Annotated in this window: 18 protein-coding genes; 11 read left to right on the top strand and 7 right to left on the bottom strand. The window is 71.8% G+C overall.

Translation table 11 applies throughout. The annotated features are described in order from the left end of the window. The first annotated feature begins 5 nt into the window (after positions 1-5). The 4 genes from sufC to ACXNSR_RS10195 are packed head-to-tail and all read left to right on the top strand — an operon-like array spanning position 6 to position 2,857. Positions 6-779, top strand: a complete 774-nt coding sequence (sufC, locus tag ACXNSR_RS10210; protein WP_443298172.1) for a Fe-S cluster assembly ATPase SufC — start codon at positions 6-8, stop codon at positions 777-779. Further along, positions 776-2,032, top strand: a complete 1,257-nt coding sequence (locus ACXNSR_RS10205; RefSeq protein WP_031149087.1) for a cysteine desulfurase — start codon at positions 776-778, stop codon at positions 2,030-2,032. The genes sufC and ACXNSR_RS10205 overlap by 4 nt, the downstream gene beginning before the upstream one ends. Positions 2,033-2,054: 22 nt before the next feature. Further along, the gene (sufU, locus tag ACXNSR_RS10200; protein WP_150256905.1) at positions 2,055-2,516 is read left to right on the top strand and encodes a Fe-S cluster assembly sulfur transfer protein SufU; all 462 of its coding nucleotides are present in this window, start codon (positions 2,055-2,057) and stop codon (positions 2,514-2,516) included. Further along, positions 2,513-2,857, top strand: coding sequence for a metal-sulfur cluster assembly factor (locus ACXNSR_RS10195; protein ID WP_030009139.1), 345 nt, complete (start codon positions 2,513-2,515; stop codon positions 2,855-2,857). Before sufU ends, ACXNSR_RS10195 begins: the two co-directional genes overlap by 4 nt. Before the next feature lie 77 nt (positions 2,858-2,934). Here the strand turns inward: ACXNSR_RS10195 and ACXNSR_RS10190 are convergent, their stop codons facing one another. After that, positions 2,935-4,038 carry a hypothetical protein gene (locus tag ACXNSR_RS10190; protein ID WP_458641774.1) on the bottom strand — a complete coding sequence of 368 codons (1,104 nt, stop codon included), beginning with the start codon at positions 4,036-4,038 and terminating at the stop codon, positions 2,935-2,937. 260 nt (positions 4,039-4,298) lie between these two features. On the opposite strand from ACXNSR_RS10190, the gene ACXNSR_RS10185 reads away from it, so the two are divergent. Continuing rightward, the gene (locus ACXNSR_RS10185; protein ID WP_189735897.1) at positions 4,299-4,619 is read left to right on the top strand and encodes a DMT family transporter; all 321 of its coding nucleotides are present in this window, start codon (positions 4,299-4,301) and stop codon (positions 4,617-4,619) included. Further along, complete coding sequence (locus tag ACXNSR_RS10180; protein WP_458641773.1) at positions 4,619-5,170, top strand: TetR/AcrR family transcriptional regulator; 552 nt, start codon at positions 4,619-4,621, stop codon at positions 5,168-5,170. Before ACXNSR_RS10185 ends, ACXNSR_RS10180 begins: the two co-directional genes overlap by 1 nt. 284 nt (positions 5,171-5,454) lie before the next feature. On the opposite strand, the gene ACXNSR_RS10175 is transcribed toward ACXNSR_RS10180, so the two are convergent. Then, positions 5,455-6,330: a winged helix-turn-helix transcriptional regulator gene (locus ACXNSR_RS10175; RefSeq protein ID WP_458641772.1), complete on the bottom strand. Its 876-nt coding sequence runs from the start codon at positions 6,328-6,330 to the stop codon at positions 5,455-5,457. Between the two features lie 92 nt (positions 6,331-6,422). On the opposite strand from ACXNSR_RS10175, the gene ACXNSR_RS10170 reads away from it, so the two are divergent. Together ACXNSR_RS10170 and dapD are read left to right on the top strand one after the other, a co-directional pair. Next, the gene (locus ACXNSR_RS10170) at positions 6,423-7,670 is read left to right on the top strand and encodes an MFS transporter (RefSeq protein WP_458643254.1); all 1,248 of its coding nucleotides are present in this window, start codon (positions 6,423-6,425) and stop codon (positions 7,668-7,670) included. A 9-nt stretch (positions 7,671-7,679) separates the two neighbouring features. Continuing rightward, entirely contained in the window at positions 7,680-8,660 is a 981-nt protein-coding gene (dapD, locus tag ACXNSR_RS10165) for a 2,3,4,5-tetrahydropyridine-2,6-dicarboxylate N-succinyltransferase (protein ID WP_266597969.1), read from the top strand. Between the two features lie 395 nt (positions 8,661-9,055). Here dapD and ACXNSR_RS10160 read toward each other — a convergent pair whose 3' ends face one another. The 3 genes from ACXNSR_RS10160 to ACXNSR_RS10150 all read right to left on the bottom strand — a co-directional run bounded on the left by ACXNSR_RS10160 (position 9,056) and on the right by ACXNSR_RS10150 (position 11,838). After that, positions 9,056-9,307 carry a hypothetical protein gene (locus ACXNSR_RS10160; protein WP_458641771.1) on the bottom strand — a complete coding sequence of 84 codons (252 nt, stop codon included), beginning with the start codon at positions 9,305-9,307 and terminating at the stop codon, positions 9,056-9,058. A gap of 146 nt (positions 9,308-9,453) precedes the next feature. Continuing rightward, on the bottom strand, positions 9,454-9,927 hold the full coding sequence (locus tag ACXNSR_RS10155) for an N-acetyltransferase family protein (RefSeq protein WP_458641770.1): 474 nt from the start codon (positions 9,925-9,927) through the stop codon (positions 9,454-9,456). Positions 9,928-9,996: 69 nt separating this feature from the next. After that, positions 9,997-11,838 carry an endonuclease/exonuclease/phosphatase family protein gene (locus ACXNSR_RS10150; protein WP_458641769.1) on the bottom strand — a complete coding sequence of 614 codons (1,842 nt, stop codon included), beginning with the start codon at positions 11,836-11,838 and terminating at the stop codon, positions 9,997-9,999. A gap of 390 nt (positions 11,839-12,228) precedes the next feature. On the opposite strand from ACXNSR_RS10150, the gene ACXNSR_RS10145 reads away from it, so the two are divergent. The 3 genes from ACXNSR_RS10145 (at position 12,229) to ACXNSR_RS10135 (ending at position 15,946) form a co-directional block, all read left to right on the top strand. After that, complete coding sequence (locus tag ACXNSR_RS10145) at positions 12,229-13,725, top strand: hypothetical protein (protein WP_458641768.1); 1,497 nt, start codon at positions 12,229-12,231, stop codon at positions 13,723-13,725. A gap of 82 nt (positions 13,726-13,807) precedes the next feature. After that, positions 13,808-14,326, top strand: a complete 519-nt coding sequence (locus ACXNSR_RS10140) for a proline dehydrogenase (protein ID WP_458641767.1) — start codon at positions 13,808-13,810, stop codon at positions 14,324-14,326. Between the two features lie 180 nt (positions 14,327-14,506). Continuing rightward, complete coding sequence (locus ACXNSR_RS10135; RefSeq protein WP_458641766.1) at positions 14,507-15,946, top strand: alkaline phosphatase PhoX; 1,440 nt, start codon at positions 14,507-14,509, stop codon at positions 15,944-15,946. Positions 15,947-15,976: 30 nt separating this feature from the next. On the opposite strand, the gene ACXNSR_RS10130 is transcribed toward ACXNSR_RS10135, so the two are convergent. Both ACXNSR_RS10130 and ACXNSR_RS10125 read right to left on the bottom strand, forming a co-directional pair. Next, complete coding sequence (locus ACXNSR_RS10130) at positions 15,977-16,153, bottom strand: hypothetical protein (RefSeq protein ID WP_458641765.1); 177 nt, start codon at positions 16,151-16,153, stop codon at positions 15,977-15,979. A 102-nt stretch (positions 16,154-16,255) separates the two neighbouring features. Next, positions 16,256-17,521, bottom strand: coding sequence for a TerD family protein (locus ACXNSR_RS10125; protein ID WP_458641764.1), 1,266 nt, complete (start codon positions 17,519-17,521; stop codon positions 16,256-16,258). Between the last annotated feature and the right edge of the window lie 65 nt (positions 17,522-17,586).

Raw genomic sequence — 17,586 nt, 5'->3', positions numbered from 1 at the left:
TATCCATGGCAACGCTTGAAATCCACGACCTGCACGTCTCCGTCGAGACCGGTGACTCGGCGAGCGGCTCCCGCGAGATCCTCAAGGGCGTCGACCTCACCGTCAAGCAGGGTGAGACGCACGCCATCATGGGTCCGAACGGCTCCGGCAAGTCCACCCTGGCGTACTCGCTCGCCGGTCACCCGAAGTACACCATCACCGGTGGCACCGTGACCCTCGACGGCGAGGACGTCCTGGAGATGTCCGTCGACGAGCGCGCCCGCGCCGGCGTCTTCCTCGCGATGCAGTACCCGGTCGAGGTCCCCGGTGTCTCGGTCTCCAACTTCCTGCGCACCTCGGCCACCGCCATCCGCGGCGAGGCGCCCAAGCTGCGCACCTGGGTGAAGGAGGTCAAGTCCGCGATGGAGCAGCTCCAGATGGACCCGGCCTTCGCCGAGCGCAACGTCAACGAGGGCTTCTCCGGCGGTGAGAAGAAGCGCCACGAGATCCTGCAGCTGGAGCTCCTGAAGCCGAAGATCGCGATCCTCGACGAGACCGACTCGGGCCTCGACGTCGACGCGCTGCGGATCGTCTCCGAGGGCGTCAACCGCGTCCGCGAGACCGGTGAGGTCGGCACCCTGCTGATCACCCACTACACGCGCATCCTGCGCTACATCAAGCCCGACTTCGTGCACGTGTTCGCGAACGGCCGCATCGCCGAGTCCGGTGGCGCCGAGCTCGCCGACCAGCTGGAGGCCGAGGGCTACGACAAGTACGTGAAGGGTGGCGCGACCGCGTGACACAGCTGCCTGGCCTCCTCGACATCGAGGCGATCCGCAAGGACTTCCCCCTGCTGGATCGTGTGGTCCACGACGGGAAGAAGATCGTTTACCTGGACAACGCGGCGACCTCGCAGAAGCCGCGCCAGGTGCTCGACGCGCTGAACGAGTACTACGAGCAGCACAACGCCAACGTCCACCGCGGCGTGCACGTGCTCGCCGAGGAGGCCACGGCGCTGTACGAGGGCGCCCGCGACAAGGTCGCCGCCTTCATCAACGCGCCGAGCCGCGACGAGGTGATCTTCACCAAGAACGCCTCGGAGTCGCTCAACCTGGTCGCGAACATGCTCGGCTGGGCCGACGAGCCCTACCGGGTCGACCGCGAGACCGAGATCGCCATCACGGAGATGGAGCACCACTCCAACATCGTGCCGTGGCAGCTGCTGGCGCAGCGCACCGGCGCGAAGCTGAAGTGGTTCGGCCTCACCGACGACGGCCGGCTCGACCTGTCCAACATCGAAGAGGTCATCACGGAGAAGACGAAGATCGTCTCCTTCACGCTGGTCTCCAACATCATGGGCACGGTCAACCCGGTCGAGGCGATCGTCCGGCGCGCCCAGGACGTCGGCGCCCTCGTGCTGATCGACGCCTCCCAGGCCGCCCCGCACATGCCGCTGGACGTGCAGGCGCTCGGCGCCGACTTCGTGGCCTTCACCGGCCACAAGATGTGCGGCCCGACCGGCATCGGCGTCCTCTGGGGCCGCCAGGAGCTTCTGGAGGACCTGCCTCCGTTCCTCGGCGGCGGCGAGATGATCGAGACCGTGTCGATGCACGCCTCGACCTACGCCCCGGCACCCCACAAGTTCGAGGCGGGTACGCCCCCGATCGCCCAGGCCGTCGGCCTCGGCGCGGCCGTGGACTACCTGACCGCGATCGGCATGGACAAGATCGCCGCGCACGAGCACGCGATCACCGAGTACGCGATCAAGCGCCTCGCCGAGGTGCCCGACCTGCGGATCATCGGCCCCACCACGGCCGAGGACCGCGGCGCCGCGATCTCCTTCGTCCTGGGTGACATCCACCCGCACGACGTCGGTCAGGTACTGGACGAGCAGGGCATCGCGGTCCGCGTGGGACACCACTGCGCGCGCCCCGTCTGCCTGCGCTACGGAATTCCTGCGACGACGCGAGCGTCTTTCTACCTGTACTCCTCTCCGGCCGATGTCGACGCGCTGATCGACGGGCTGGAGCACGTACGGAACTTCTTCGGCTGACGGACGAGGCGACGAGGACGCAGTGAAGCTGGATTCGATGTACCAGGAACTGATCCTGGACCACTACAAGCACCCGCACGGGCGTGGCCTGCGCGACGGCGACGCCGAGGTGCACCACGTCAACCCGACCTGCGGTGACGAGATCACGCTGCGCGTGAAGTACGACGGCGAGACGCTCACCGACGTCTCCTACGAGGGCCAGGGCTGCTCCATCAGCCAGGCCAGCGCGTCCGTACTGAACGAGCTGCTCGTGGGCAAGGAACTGGCCGAGGCGCAGAAGATCCAGGCAGTCTTCCTGGAGATGATGCAGTCCAAGGGCAAGATCGAGCCCGACGAGGCCATGGAGGAGGTGCTGGAGGACGCGGTCGCGTTCGTCGGCGTCTCGAAGTACCCGGCTCGTGTGAAGTGTGCTCTGCTGAGCTGGATGGCGTGGAAGGACGCGACGGCCCAGGCTCTGGGCGGCGCGGAGAGGGAGACGGCATGACCGAGAACGCGACGCCCGAGGCGTCGATCAAGCCGGCCACCGAGGAGGAGGTCCGCGAGGCCCTCTACGACGTGGTCGACCCCGAGCTGGGCATCGACGTCGTCAACCTGGGCCTGATCTACGGCATCCACATCGACGACGCGAACATCGCCACCCTCGACATGACGCTGACCTCGGCGGCCTGCCCGCTGACGGACGTCATCGAGGACCAGGCGAAGTCGGCGACGGACGGCATCGTCAGCGAACTTCGCATCAACTGGGTCTGGATGCCGCCGTGGGGCCCGGACAAGATCACGGACGACGGCCGTGAGCAGCTCCGCGCGCTCGGCTTCAACGTCTGAGCGGTTGTGAACGAGGAAGGGCCCCCGGCATCGTGCCGGGGGCCCTTCTCGTGTCGGACCGGTGGCCCGTCGGCCGCTCAGTCGTCCGTCGGCCTGTCGGGAAGCGGGTCCGCGGGCGAGTCCGCGGGCGGGGCCGCGGGCGTGTTTGCGGGCGGGGCCGCGGGGGTGGAGACCGGTCCGGTGCCCGGGGCCTGCGCGGCGAGTTCGGCGAGGAGGGCCTGGGCGAGGTTCTCGCGCCGGATCCGCTGGTCCACGTACAGCAGATTGCTGAACAGCTGGGTGTACCCGATCTGGAACATCTGGCCCACGCCGCCGCCGACCATGACGCACAGGAAGCAGAACGCGAGAGCGGCGATCACGCCCGTCGCGGGAGCGGCTCCCTCGGCCCCCTCGCTGGCCTCGGCCATGAGCGGGATCATCCCGAACGTACCGATGAGCTGGAAGGGCATCTGGATCACGTAGGCGATGCTCATCGCGATCATGCTGCCGACCAGGGTGATGCCGAAGATCCGCCACCAGTCGCCCTTGACCAGCGCGGCCGAGCGGCGCAGCGCGGTGGCGGGGCCGGCCTTCTCCATGACCGCCACGGCGGGAGCCAGGCTGAGCCGGGTGCCGAGCCAGACGGACACCGGGAAGGCGGGCAGCAGGAGGAGGGGCAGGAGGAGCAGGGCCCCGGGTGAGGGATCCTCGCCGGAGACGGATACGACCATCACCGGAATCCACACCGCCACGGCGGCGAGCACGGGAGCGCCCGCGATCAGCCCCGTGAGCAGCAGCGTGCCCAGGACGGAGGGAGTCCGCCGCAGGGCCGTGCGCCACATCGAGCGGAAAGTGGTGGGCCGGCCGAGGACCGCCTGCTGGAGCACCGCCGGGCACACGGCGGTGAGCATGGCCGTGCTCAGCAACCCCACCGCGGACAGCAGCACGAACAGCGTGACGCCGGCGACGATGATCGGGGTGAGGTGCTCGGCCGCCGGGTCCTGTCCGTAGGGCGGGTCGAAGACCGGCTCGATGTGGTCGTACACCGCGGCGACGGCGATGCCCGCCAGCAGGGCCATGGCCAGCAGGCACAGGCCCAGCACGGCGAGCATGACGCCGAGCAGCTGCTTCCAGTGGCGGCCGAGCGTGGCGAACGAAGCGTTCGCGATGTCCCCGAGGCCCAGGGGCCGCAGGGGTACCACCCCGGGCTGCGGCGGTGGCGGCGGAGCCCATCCTCCCCACTGCGGAGCGCCTCCCGGGCCTCCCGGGCCGCCCGCGCCTCCTGGGCCGCCCGGCCCCGGTGTCCCCGTGGATCCCCACCCTGCGCTCTGCGTCATGCGTCCGCTCCGTCTGTTCGTTCCCCCGTCGAACGCACACCGTATCCCAGCATGTCAGGGGCATGGCGAAGCATTTCCAGCCCGCTTGTGTACGTGCGTACGCATTGATGTGTACAGTTGTACGCATGCCTTACGTCATGCTTGCCGCGGCCATCGCCGCCGAGGTCGCCGGAACCACCGCCATGAAGTACAGCGATGGCTTCACGAAACTGTGGCCGTCGCTGGGCACCCTGCTGGGCTACGTCATCGCCTTCACCCTGCTCGCGCAGACGCTGAAGTCGATGTCGGTCGGCACGGCCTACGCGATATGGGCGGGCGTCGGCACCGCCGCGATCGCCGCCATAGGCATGGTGTTCCTGGGGGAGGCGGCCACCGCCGCCAAGATCGCCGGGATCGCCCTGGTGATCGGTGGCGTGGTCCTGCTGAATCTCGGCGGGGCCCACTGATGACCTCCGGCGTGCGGCGCTACGACCCGGACCGGCGGCAGCGGATCATCGACGCGGCGCTGAGGGTGGTGGGCGAGCGGGGCATCGCGGGGCTGACCCACCGCAGCGTCGCCGCGGAGGCCGACGTACCGCTCGGGTCGACGACGTACCACTTCAAGACACTGGACGACCTGCTGGTCGCGGCGCTGCGCCAGGCCAACGAGGGCTTCGCGCAGGCGGTGGCGCGCTCGGCAGCGCTGGCCGACCCGGACGCGGACCTCGCGGGGGCCCTGGCCCGCCTGCTCGGGGAGTTCCTGTCGGCGGACCGGGGCCGGGTCGAGCTGGAGTACGAGCTCTACCTCGCGGCCCTGCGCCGCCCGGCGCTGCGGCCGGTGGCGGCGCAGTGGTGCGAGGCGGTGACGGCGGCACTGATCCCGCGGGCCGACCCGTTGACCGCGCGGGCGCTGGTGGCGGCCATGGACGGGATCGGCCTGCAGGTCCTGCTGACGGACGCCGCGTACGACGAGGAGTACGCCCGAGAGGTCCTGCGGCGGGTGCTGCGGCCGTCGTAGGGCCGCCGTCGGCGCTCGGACCCGCCCCGCGCGCCGTCCCCCGGATACCGGCGGGCCGGGGGAGCGGCTCCGCGCGCGGCGGCCGGCGGTCCGGTCCGCCGGCCGCGGTCCGGGCGGGCGACCGGCAGGCCGTCACCGAGACGCTCTCCGTGCGTGCACCGGCCCGTTCGTGTCCGGCCGCGCCACCGGGCGCTGCCCGGGCCACGCCCGCGGCGCCCGCCCGCGGCGCCCGCCCCGGCCGTCGCGCCGGGGAGCAGCAGTCGTCGGGGTGACCCGGCGGCCGCTCAGCCCGCGGAGCGCACCGCCGCGAGAGCCGTCCGCACGCTCGCCTCGATGTCCTGGATCGGGTAGATCACCTCGCGGACCGTGCGGTCGCGGTCGATGACGAGCGTCAGCCGCTTGATCCGGCTCGTGCCCGCCGCGCGGAACGTCGGCAGGCGCAGCGCGGCCGTCAGCGCCAGATCCGCGTCCGACAGCAGGGGGAACCGCAGCCCCTCCTGCTCCGCGAACTCCCGCTGTTCGTCAGGGCGCTGGGTCGACACCCCGTGCACGGTGGCGCCGGCCGCGGTGAACTCCGCGAGCTGGTGGCGGTAGGTGCACGACTCGAACGTACAGCCCCGGGCGCCCGGGATCCCGGCCCAGCCGGGCGGGTAGGACTCGGCGCGCGCGTACGCGCCCGGGAAGCAGTACAGGACCGTGAACGGGGTGTCCGCCACCGGATCGCTCAGCTCGCCGAAACGGTCCGGCAGCAGGAGCGGCGGCACCCGCGTGCCGAGCAGTGCATGCACCCGTTCCGCCTCGCGCGAGGCCTCGTCGGTCGTCGCCGTCATCTCTCCCTCTCCCAGGACCCAGGTGTCTCCCCAGTCCTGGAGGGCCACCAGGACGGGCAGCAGACCCCGTCCGCGCGGGGTGAGCCGGTACTCGTGCCGCACCGGGCGTTCCTGGTACGGCTCGCGCGACAGCACCCCGGCGTCGACGAGCAGCTTCAGCCGCTCCGCCAGCACCTTGCGGGACACCCCCAACTCGCGCTGGAGCTCGTCGAAGCGGTGCACGCCGCGCGCGGTGTCACGCACGATCAGCAGCGTCCACCAGTCGCCCACCACATCGAGGGCCTGGGCGATGGCGCAGTCAGCGTCGCCGAGGTGTGTGCGCTGGGCCATGGGAACTCCTTCGTCCGTTGACCCAAGGCTGTCATGCTGACATAGTCCGTTCCCAAAAGGAACTCACCCATCGACAGGGGGACACGGGTGTGCTGCAGGGGTTCAAGGACGTACCGAGGGTTGTGTGGCTGCTGGCTGCGGGGATCTTCGTCAACGCCGTCGTCAGCTTCACCTTCGTCTTCGTCTTCCTCTACCTGACCGGCCCCCGCGGCCTCGGCGCCGCCCAGGCCGGCCTCGTCACCGGAATCAGCGGCATCGGCCTGGTCGCCGGCAATTTCACCGGCGGCTGGTACGGCGACCGCTTCGGCCACCGCCGGGTGCTCCTCGCCGCATCCGCCCTCGGGGGCCTGGCCCTCATGGCCCTGCCCCTGCTCCCCCTGCCGCTCCTCTACGCGGCCCTGCCCGTGGCCCAGTACGCCTCCGGCGTGGTCCGGGCCGCCAACTCCGCGCTCGTCGCGGTCACCGTCCCGGAGGGAGCCCGCCGCCAGGCCTTCGCCCTCGTGCGCTGCGCCTCCAACGGCGGATTCACCCTCGGGCCGCCGCTGGGCGCCCTGATCGCCACCGGCTTCTCCTACGACTGGCTCTTCGTCGGCGACGGCGTCGGCACGCTCGTCTTCGCCCTCTGGACCGCGCGGGTCGTCCCGGCCCGCGGCGCTCCCCGCTCACTCGCCGCGGCCCAGGACGGGGGTCCGGGCCGCGGCGAACGGGGCCTGTGGCACGAACTGCGCGCCCGCCCCACCGTGCTCGTGCTGCTCGGCGCGATCCTGGTGACCGACATCGTCTACCGCCAGCAGTACTCCACCTTCGCCGTCTTCCTCGGCGACCACGGCCTGGACGCCCGCGCCTTCGGGCTCGTCATCGCCCTGAACGGAGGGGTGATCCTGCTGCTGGAACTGCCCGCCGCCGTCGCCCTGCGCAAGCGGCCGGCCCTGCCCGTCATCGGCACCGGGATGCTGCTCGTCGGGGCCGCCTACGCGGTGCTGCTGTTCGGGGCCGGGGTCGCGAGCGCCGTGGCGATGATGGTCCTGCTGAGCCTCGGGGAGATCCTCTACAAGACCACCGCCACCGCCCACATGGCCGACCAGGCGCCCGAGCACGCCATCGGGCGGTTCCAGAGCCTGTACGCGGGCGTCTCGGTCAGCGGGGTCGTCCTCGGCCCATCACTCGGCGGAGCCCTGTACTCGGCGGCGCCATGGCTGCTGTGGCCGCTCTGCGCGGTGCTGGCGGCAGGGGCGGGCGCGGCGCTGCTGGGGGCGCACGCCCGCCAGGACCGGCACACGGCGCGACCCGCGCGACCGGCACATGAGACCGGTTCGCGACCGAAGGCCGTCGCCGGTTAGGTTTCGGATATGACTGCTACGCGTACCACCGGCGCCGTCGCCGCCGGACTTGCCACCCTCACCGCCGACGGCACCGTCCTCGACACCTGGTTCCCCGCCCCCGAGCTGGTCGCCGAGCCCGGCCCGGCCGGCACCGAGCGCCTCACCGCCGACCGGGCCGTGGAGCTGCTGGGCGCCGCCGCGGCCAAGGCGATCCGCACGGACGCGGTCCGCGGCGTCGAGGTCGTAGCCGTCCGCACGGTCATCTCCTCCCTGGAGGACAAGCCGCTGGACGCGCACGACGCGTACCTGCGCCTGCACCTGCTCAGCCACCGCCTGGTCAAGCCGCACGGCCAGAACCTCGACGGCGTCTTCGGCCTGCTCACGAACGTCGCCTGGACCTCGCTGGGCCCGGTCGCCGTCGACCAGGTCGAGACCGTCCGCCTCAACGCGCGCGCCGAGGGCCTGCACCTCCAGGTCACCTCGATCGACAAGTTCCCGCGGATGACGGACTACGTCGCCCCCAAGGGCGTGCGCATCGCCGACGCGGACCGCGTCCGCCTCGGCGCGCACCTCGCCGAGGGCACCACCGTCATGCACGAGGGCTTCGTCAACTTCAACGCCGGCACCCTCGGCACCTCCATGGTCGAGGGCCGCATCTCCGCGGGCGTCGTGGTCGGCGACGGCTCCGACATCGGCGGCGGCGCGTCCACCATGGGCACCCTCTCGGGCGGCGGCAAGCAGATCATCTCGATCGGCGAGCGCACCCTGATCGGCGCCGAGGCGGGCGTGGGCATCGCGCTGGGCGACGAGTGCGTGGTCGAGGCCGGCCTCTACGTGACCGCGGGCACCCGTGTGACCCTGCCGGACGGCCAGATCGTCAAGGCGCTGGAGCTCTCCGGCGCCAACAACATCCTCTTCCGCCGCAACTCGGTGACCGGCGCCGTCGAGGCCCGCCCGTACAAGGCCACCTGGGGCGGCCTGAACGAGGTCCTGCACAGCCACAACTGAGGCACCGGCTGCCGCCGGCCGCAGGCCGTCGGCACGGATCACCGACGAGCGCCCTCCCGAGGCCCACCGCGGCCGGGGAGGGCGCTCGTGGTCGGTCCGGGCCCCTCCGTACCGACCACTAGAGGACATAGGCCAGGACCAGCACGGTCACCACCAGGACGCCCAACCACAGGGGCAAACCGGTCCTCGTGAACCGGCCTTTGCCGTCCCTGGGCTGCGGCCTTCGACGCCTAGCCATCCGCGCCTCCTCGCTGGGCCCCGACGAGCCCTCAACACAGGGTGCTGAAGGGCGGCTCGGGGGCGGCAGGCGTACGGCGGTCGTGGCAGGAGCACCGCGGGGCACAACGCAACACCCGGCACAGGGGCCGGACGACCGGGTGTCAGGTCGGGTCGGGTCAGGTCGGGGAGATCGTACGGATCAGGCCGGCGAAGGCCTGCTTCTCCGCCTCGGTCAGCTCGACCGACTCCATCGGGTGCGCCGCGAGGCCGCGCTGGGCCGGGATCATCGGCAGGGCCTCGGCGGCGGGGTCCGGGCGGGGGAAGCGGCTGTCCTCCCGCGTGTGGCGGAGGCCGGTGAACCAGACGAACGCGGCCACGAGCAGGACGGCGAGGCCGATTTCCTGGGCGAGGGAGATGGAGGGGAGCACGAGGATCCTCCGGGAGTGCGGTCGGTACGAGCCGGTAACAAGATCGAGCCTGGAAATACTCAACCACCACAACCGGGCGATTCGATAGGGATGTGTCGAGCGTCACGCCAGGGCCGAAAGTCCCTACCTTGTCCGAGAAGGCCTGGTTACGGCTCCAGGTGGAGCTTGAAGCCCTCGTGGCTGCGCGCGAAGCCCAGTCGCTCGTAGAAACGGTGCGCGGCCGTGCGCCGCTTGTTGCTGGTCAGCTGGACCAGGCCGCAGCCGCGCTCGCGGGCCCGCTCGGCTGCGAGCCGCATCAGTTCGGCGCCGAGCCCCGCGCCCCGCCGGTCCGCGCGGACCCGTACCGCTTCCACCAGGGCCCGCTCCTGCCCGTTCTGGCCCAGGCCCGGGATGTACGTGAGCTGGAGACAGCCGAGGACTACCTCGCCGGCTCCGCCCGCCCCGGCCGCTCCCTCTGCGAGTACCAGCATCTCGTTGCGCGGGTCCGCCTCGATCGCGGCGAAGGCCCGCTCGTGCGCCTCGCCGATCACGACCCCGGCCGGGTCGGCCACCGAGTCCTCGTCGGCGAGCAGGGCGAGTACGGCGGGCAGGTCCTGGCGGGTGGCCTCACGGAAGATCATGGCCGGATTGTGGCAGGGGGCCCGGCCGCGACGGCGGCCGGACCCCCTGCTGCTGCGCGCCCCGGGAGGTTACGGGCGGAAGCGCAGCACCTGCGGGTCGTGGTCGCTGTTCTGCGCCGAGAACTCCGCGTTGATGTGCACGCTGTCGTACGTGAACTTCTTGATCGCCGGGCTGGTCAGGATCTGGTCCAGCACCTGGGCGTTGCCCTGGTAGACGTACGAGTAGCGCTCCGCCTTCGGCAGCGACTTGATCGCCGGGTACAGCGCCCCGCCGTCCGCCAGCGCGTCCGTCGTCGCCGAGAACTCGAAGTCGTTGATGTCACCGAGGACCAGGACGTTGGCGTTCTTGTCCTCCGCCAGGAGCTGCTTCACGAAGCCGTTCACGGCCTGCGCCTGGAGCAGTCGCTTGGCCTCCGAGGAGCGGACCGGCGGCTGGTGGTGCGAGGTCAGACCCTCGTCGCCGCCCTTGGAGCCGAAGTGGTTGGCGATCACGAAGACCGTCTTCCCGCGGAAGACGAACTCACCGGCGAGCGGCTTGCGGCTGTCCGCCCACGCCGGGTTGGCGGGGTCGACGCGGCCGGGGGAGTGGGTCAGGGCGGCCTTGCCGTTCACCTTGGTCACTCCGGTCGCGGTCACCGCGTCACCCGGGGCGCGCTCGGTGAAGGAGACCCGCGCCGGGTTGAAGAGGAACACCTGGCGGATGTTGCCGCCGGGCTCGCCGCCGTCCTTCTTGTCCTCCGGGTTGACGGTCCGCCACTGGTAGGCCGGGCCGCCGGCGGCCGAGATCGCCGCGGTGAACTTGGCGAGGGTCTGCTCGGCCGAGACGGTGCCGTCGTTCTTGGCGCCGTTGTCGTCCTGGATCTCCTCCAGCGCGAGGACGTCGGGGGAGGCCAGGTTCTCGACGACCGCCTTCGCCAGCGCGTCGAACTTCTCCTGCGGGTCGGTCGGGTCGAGGTTCTCGACGTTGTACGTGGCCACCGCGAGCTCCTGCTCGGCCTGCGGCTTGGTCTTCTCGGGGGCGAGGGTGCCCGCCTTGACGGTGCCGAGGGTACGGGCCACCAGGGTGTAGCCGCCGAACTGGTTGAAGTCCAGCGGGCCTTCGGTGGTGCCGGTCAGCCTGTCGCCGACGTTGGCCACCGGGAAGGGCTGCTGCGCGACGGGCGCGAGCTGCTGGATCTGCAGGCGGCCGGTGTTCTGGGACTCGTAGGAGCCGTAGATGGTGCCACCGCGCTTGGCGGTGTTCTCCCAGCCCTTCACCGTGACCCACAGCTCCGAGTACGGGTCGGTGGCGCCGACCACGCGGGAGGTGCCGATCTTGACGTTCATGCCCTCCAGCGACTCGTAGTGGTCGAGGGCGTAGCGCGAGGGCTCCAGGGTCAGGCCGTTGATGCTGCCGCCGGCGGCCGGGTCGCCGGCCGGGGCGTACTCGGCGGGCACCGAGTACTCGTTGATCGCGGTGGCCTCGGGCAGCGCGTTGCCGGAGGAGACCACGGTCACCGTCGGCTTGGAGATCTGGGTCACCGACTGGTTGCCGGAGTTCACGCCACCGGGGATGTACTCGCCGACGGTGCCGGAGACCTTGACCGCGTCGCCCGCGGCGACGGTCGGGACGGAGTTGGTGAAGACGAAGACGCCCTCGCTCGTGGCGTCGTTGTCGTCGGCGTTCGGGTCCTGGATCCAGAAACCGCGCGAGCCGTACGTACGCACGCCCGTCACGATGCCCTCGACATCCGTGACCTGCTTGCCGTTGAGCGGGGATATCCGGGTGGTGCCCTGAATGTCGTGGATGCGTATCGGATCGGCGGACACGGCGCCTTCGGCCGCGTCGGCGGAGCCCGCGAGCAGGCCGGTGGCCAGTGCGGTGGCGACGAGGGCCGCGACGGCGGCGGAACGGGGATGCGAGGAGCGCATGGGCAGGAACTCCGGTGTGGGAGAGGGAAAAGGTGGGGGGTGCGGCAGTGAGATCTGCGGGAGGCATGCCGCTCCCTGTACATCTACGCGCGTCAATTTCCTGTGTGGCCAGCAAAGTTGTCAAGCCCTACAGGGGATACGACAGTTGACTGTGGGATGAACCAAAGGTGATGGCCCGCCGGACGCGCCCGAAATGCGTCTACGCTGGAGCGCCGCACGAAGGCCACACCTGTCATCTGCGCCACATCCGCATGCCCGCACTGCCCGTCATGTCGGCCATGTCATCGAAATCCGGGCGCATCTGACGGTCCGGCCGAGAGCACGGCCCGTGTCACCAACGCCACACCCCGCCGCACCCCGTTTCACCGCGTCCGCGAGGAGAACCGCCCCATGTCCGCAGACTCGCACCCCACGCTGCCGCCCGCACGGCTGCGCTCCGACGCGGAGCTGGCCCGCGACGCGCTCGGCGCACCGCTGTTCGCGCGCGCCGTACGGCTCGCCCGCTGGGCCGGACCCGACACCCGCGTCGGCGTCGGCGGCGAGCTCGCCACCGACCAGCTGCCCGAGGCCGCCGCGGTGCTCGGCCTGGACGCCGCCGACGCGGACTCCGTCGGCTACGCGAGCCAGGCCTGGCGCGTGGCCGTGGACACCGGCCTGGTCGACGTGACCGAGCCGGAGGACGACGGCGGGGAGCACGACGGCGCGGAGGGCGGCGAGGAGCGCTTCGGCACGGCCGCCCCCGGCGAGGACCTCGCGCTGGTGACGGGCGGCGCGCCCGGCGACGTGCTCGACCTCTGGCTCGCGGCGCTGGACACGGTGCTCGCCGACGCGGCGGTACCCGACCTGGACGACCTCGTCGACGCGCTCGACGCGGGCGGCGAGATCGACTTCGACCGGCTGGACTGGAACCCGGGGCGCGAGGCGGACTTCCTCGACGGGGTCCTCGCCAACCTCTACCTGCTCACCGTCACCGAGAACAGGGCCTCGGACGAGCCGGTTCCGCTGCCGGTGCTCGCCGCGTCGATGGTCGTGCCCGACGACATGGGCGAGCCGACCGACGCCGTGCTGGAACAGGTCTCGGACGCCATGATGCGCCTCGACGACCAGTTCCGGCAGCTGGAGCCGATCGGGCTGGTGGAGTTCCGGCCCGTCGACGAGGAGCTGATGGCGGAGGCCGACGGACCCCTGGAGCCGGGGACCGCGAGCGCCGCGGACGACGAGGACGTCTCCCGCTACGGGATGGTCCGCCTCACCCCCCTCGGCCTGTACGGGATCCGGGCCCGGATGCTGGAGGCCGGGATCGACGCCCCCGCCGTCGGCGAACTGGCCGAGAAGGGCGCCGACGCCCTCCTCGACGCGGTCTCCGGCTACTCCGAGAACGCCGCCCGGGCCGAGATCGAGCAGTGGCTGGCCGGCCGGGAACCGTTCGCCGCGGCCGCCGAACTGCTGGCCGCCGCCCGCGGGGACGACGAGGGCGGCCCGCTGCGCCGGCTCCGGTGCCAGCAGGCCCTCGCGCCCGCCGGGCCGGAGGCCGAGCCGGCGGTCCGCTCCGTGCTGGACGATCCGGAGCTCGGCGGGCTCGCCCGGGTCTGGCTGGCGGAGCGCGGGGTGAGCGACGTACCGGCGCCGGACCAGGAGATGGTGTTCTGGCTGACGGTGGACACGATCGCGGCGCAGCTCGCCGCCGACGGGGAGACGGAGGAGCTGCCGCTCCTGATGGAGACCCTGACCGCTCACCACGCGGGCTTCTTCGAACAGGCGTGGCGGGTGGAGCACCCGGCGACGGCGTACGTCCTGGAGGCGATGGGCCGGCTGCACCCGGACCGGAAGGCGGCCAAGGAGGCCCGCAAGGCCGCGTTCAAGGCCCGCTCCCGCCGACCGGCCTGACCGACCGGACGCCCCCCCCGGGCCCACGGCCGGACCCGGGGGCCGGGCCGGACCCGGCTCCCCGGTGGACACAATGGGGGCCATGGACTCAGGACTTGCCGCACTGCTGGGAGCCGCCGTCGGCTCCGCCACCACCCTCGGGGCCGCGTTCGTGAACGGCCGTGCGCAGGCGCGGTCCCAGCACGCCCAGTGGAGCCGCCAGCACCGCCGCGACGCGTACGCGGGGTACCTCGGCGCGCTCCACGACCGGGACATAGCCATGGACGCCGTGCTCGACGCGCTGCGTCCGGACGCACCCGACCTGTCCGACCTCGACGAGAAGACGGCCCGCTTCGTCGCCTTGGCCCGCGAGGTCCACCGCGCCGCCGAGATCGTTGTCCTCGAAGGGCCGGCCTCCCTCGCCGAGGCCGCCGAACGCGTCACCCACGCCTCCGGCGATCTCTCGCACGTGATGCGGCGGATGGCCGCGGACGCCCGTGCCGGGGACACCACCCACAAGGCCGAGGACACCGCCCTCGCCGCCGAACGGCAGCGAGTCCTCTACCAGGCGGTCAAGGACTTCCGCCTCGCGGCCCGCGGCGCCATCGGCGGGACGGACTGACCCGGTCCCCGGAGGGTGGCGACAACGCGCCGTTCCTGCGGCCGGAGTTGGCCATTCCGAGGCTGGGCAAGGGGTCGGCTCCCGGTGGTGGGTAGTTCAGCCGCCGTTCACGTGCGGGCGAGAGCGTGTGCGCCGACGACCGCACGACAGGCGCACCACCTCCCCACCCCTGGAGACCCGATGCCGCTCAGCCGCAGAGACTTCACCGCTCGTACCGTCATCGCCGGAGCGGGAGTCGCGCTCACCGGGACGGTCGGCGCCCTCGCCACCGCCCCCGGGGCGCTCGCCGCCGAGGACACCACCGAACGCGACGAGCACGGGCGGCCCTGCGAACCCGGCTACGGCCCGCTCGTCCCCGACCCGGCCGGACTGCTGGCGCTGCCCGCCGGGTTCACCTACCGCGTCATCACGCACAGCGGGGTCACCAAGCTGGACTCCGGCGAGACCACCCCGTCCAACCATGACGGGACCGCCGCCTTCGAGGGCCACCGGGGGGTCACCCTCCTCGTCAACAACCACGAGCTCAAGGGCAAGCGGGAGAACTGGGCCCGCCCCGTCCCGCTCACCGAGGGCCTCGTCTACGACCCGGCCGCGGCCGGCGGGTGCACGGTCGTCGAGGTCCGGCGCGGCGGCGAGGTCGCCGAATGGGTGGGCATCGCCGGTACGTCGACCAACTGCGCGGGCGGCGCCACCCCCTGGGGCACCTGGCTGACCTGCGAGGAGAACTCGGACCTGGCCGGCAAGAACGGCATGACCAAGGACCACGGATACGTCTTCGAGGTCGACCCGCACGACCGGCGCGCCAACCGTGACCCGCGCCCGGTCAAGGCTTTCGGGCGCTACGACCACGAGGCCGTCGTCATCGACCCGCGCCAGGGCCACGCCTACCTGACCGAGGACGCCTCCGGCCCCAACGGGCTGCTCTACCGCTGGACCCCGCCCCGCGGCTTCCACCACGGGCGCGGCAGGCTCCGTACCCTCGCGGCCGACGCCGGCGTGCTCCAGGCCGCCAAGTGCATCGACAGCTCGGGCCGGTTCGTCGACGACTTCTCGCGCGCCACGAAGATCGGCACCGTGTACGGCGTCGACTGGGTGGACGTCCCCGACCGCGATGCCCGGACGGTGCCGGTGCGCAAGCAGTTCGCGGACGGTGTGGTGACGCGCGGACGCAAGCTGGAGGGCATGTGGTGGGCGGACGGCGGCGCGTACTTCGTCTCGTCCTACGCCCGTGAGGAGAGCCCGGGCGCGGCCCACGACGGTCAGGTCTGGTTCTACGACCCCAAGCGGCGCACGGTCCGGCTCACCGTCCTCATCGGCATCAACGCGGACCCGTCGGCCGACGGCGGCTACGACGGCCCCGACAACATCACCGTGTCCCCGTACGGCGGCCTGATCATCGCGGAGGACGGCTCGGGGCTGCAGCACCTGTTCGGCGCGACCGCGTCGGGACGCACCTACCCGCTGGCGCGCAACGAGCTGAACAACGGGTCGGCCGAGGAACCGGAGTACTCCGAATTCACCGGTGTCTGCTTCTCCCCGGACGGGCGCACGCTGTACGCCAACATCCAGGACCCGGGCATCATGCTGGCCATCACCGGGCCGTGGCGGCGCGCGCACTGACCGTCGGCGGCGCCAGGGGGCAGATGCTGCCTACCGGGCCGGGGAAACCTCCGCGCGCGAGGCCTCGGCCCACTCGGCGAGCAGGAACTCATACGCCTCCGAGGGCCACTCGCCGTCCACCCGGGTCTCGACAAGGTGCCGTATCGCCTCGTTCGCCTCGGCGGCGGACGGGCGGGCGGGCCCCGCGGGGGTGAGTGTCGTCTGCATGGTTCCAAGGCTACGGGCGGGCACTGACAGCCACTCACGGATTACGCGTGGCATCCATCACCCGGAACGCGCGCCGGTGGCCGCATGTGCCCGCCCACCTGCTCAGAGTGCCTGCGCGGCGGGCTTGACCATGCCGCGCACTGTGCGCGACTTCACAAACTCGCCCATGGCAGTCATCTCCCACTCCCCGGAGAACTGCTTGATCAGCTTGGCCATCATCACGCCGGTCTGGGGCTCGGCGCTCGTGAGGTCGAAGCGCACCAGCTCCTCGCCGCTGGCCGCGTCGATGAGACGGCAGTAGGCCTTGGCCACCTCGGTGAACTTCTGGCCGGAAAAGGAGTTGACCGTGAAGACCAGGCCGGTGGCGTCGGCGGGGAGCCGGCCGAGGTCCACGACGATCACCTCGTCGTCGCCGGCGCCCTCGCCGGTGAGGTTGTCCCCGGAGTGCTTGATGGCGCCGTTCAGGATCGACAGCTTGCCGAAGTAGCAGCTGTCGAGGTGGTTGCGCTGGGGGCCGTACGCGATGACGGAGGCGTCGAGGTCGATGTCCTTGCCGCGGAAGGCGGGCTCCCAGCCCAGCCCCATCTTGACCTGGGAGAGCAGCGGGCGGCCGCCCTTGACGAGGGAGACGGTCTGGTTCTTCTGGAGGCTGACGCGGCCCTTGTCGAGGTTGATCTTCCCGGAGCCGGGCGCGGGGGCCGCGGGTGCGGGAGGCGCGACGGGGGCGGCCGGTGCGGGAGCCGCGGGCGTGGTGGCGCCGCCGAGCCAGGGGGAGGCCGGGTAGGAGACCGGCGGGGCCGGGGGTGCGGGGGGCGCCGGGGGTGCCGGGGGCGCGGGCGGGGTCACGGCCTGGGGCGCCGCGGGCTCCTCGTCCACCGAGACCCCGAAATCGGTGGCGATGCCCGCGAGGCCGTTGGCGTACCCCTGGCCGACCGCACGCACCTTCCACACGCCGCCGCGCTGGTAGACCTCGACGACGACGAGCGCGGTCTCGGTGCCCAGCCGCGGCGGGGTGAAGGTGGCGATCACCGCGCCGCTGTCGGCGTCGCGCACGGTTCCGGTGGGCTCGATGCCCTGGAAGGACTGCCCGGCGGCGTCGGGGCTGGCGGTGACCACGATCCGCTCGATGCCCGGGGGCAGTGCGGCCGTGTCCACGGTGATCGAGTCCGGTGCCGTGCCGCCGCCGGACCGGTAGCCGACACCGGGACCCGAGGGCTGGTTGAAGAAGATGAAGTCGGCGTCGGAGCGCACCTTGCCGTCCGCCGTCAGGAGCAGGGCCGATACGTCGAGCCGTACCGGCGCAGCCACGTCGACCGTCACGCGGACGGCGTTGAGCGGCAGGTTGGATCCAGGGGTCATAGCGGTCATGCCCGGAGAACGACCGGAGGGGCTTTGCCGTTCCCTTACCCTCGGGGGATATTTCGGGGCGTTCC

It is taken from the genome of Streptomyces sp. NC-S4, from assembly GCF_054353315.1.
Note: the sequence above shows the minus strand (reverse complement) of the source record. Positions and strands in the feature narration are given on the sequence as shown.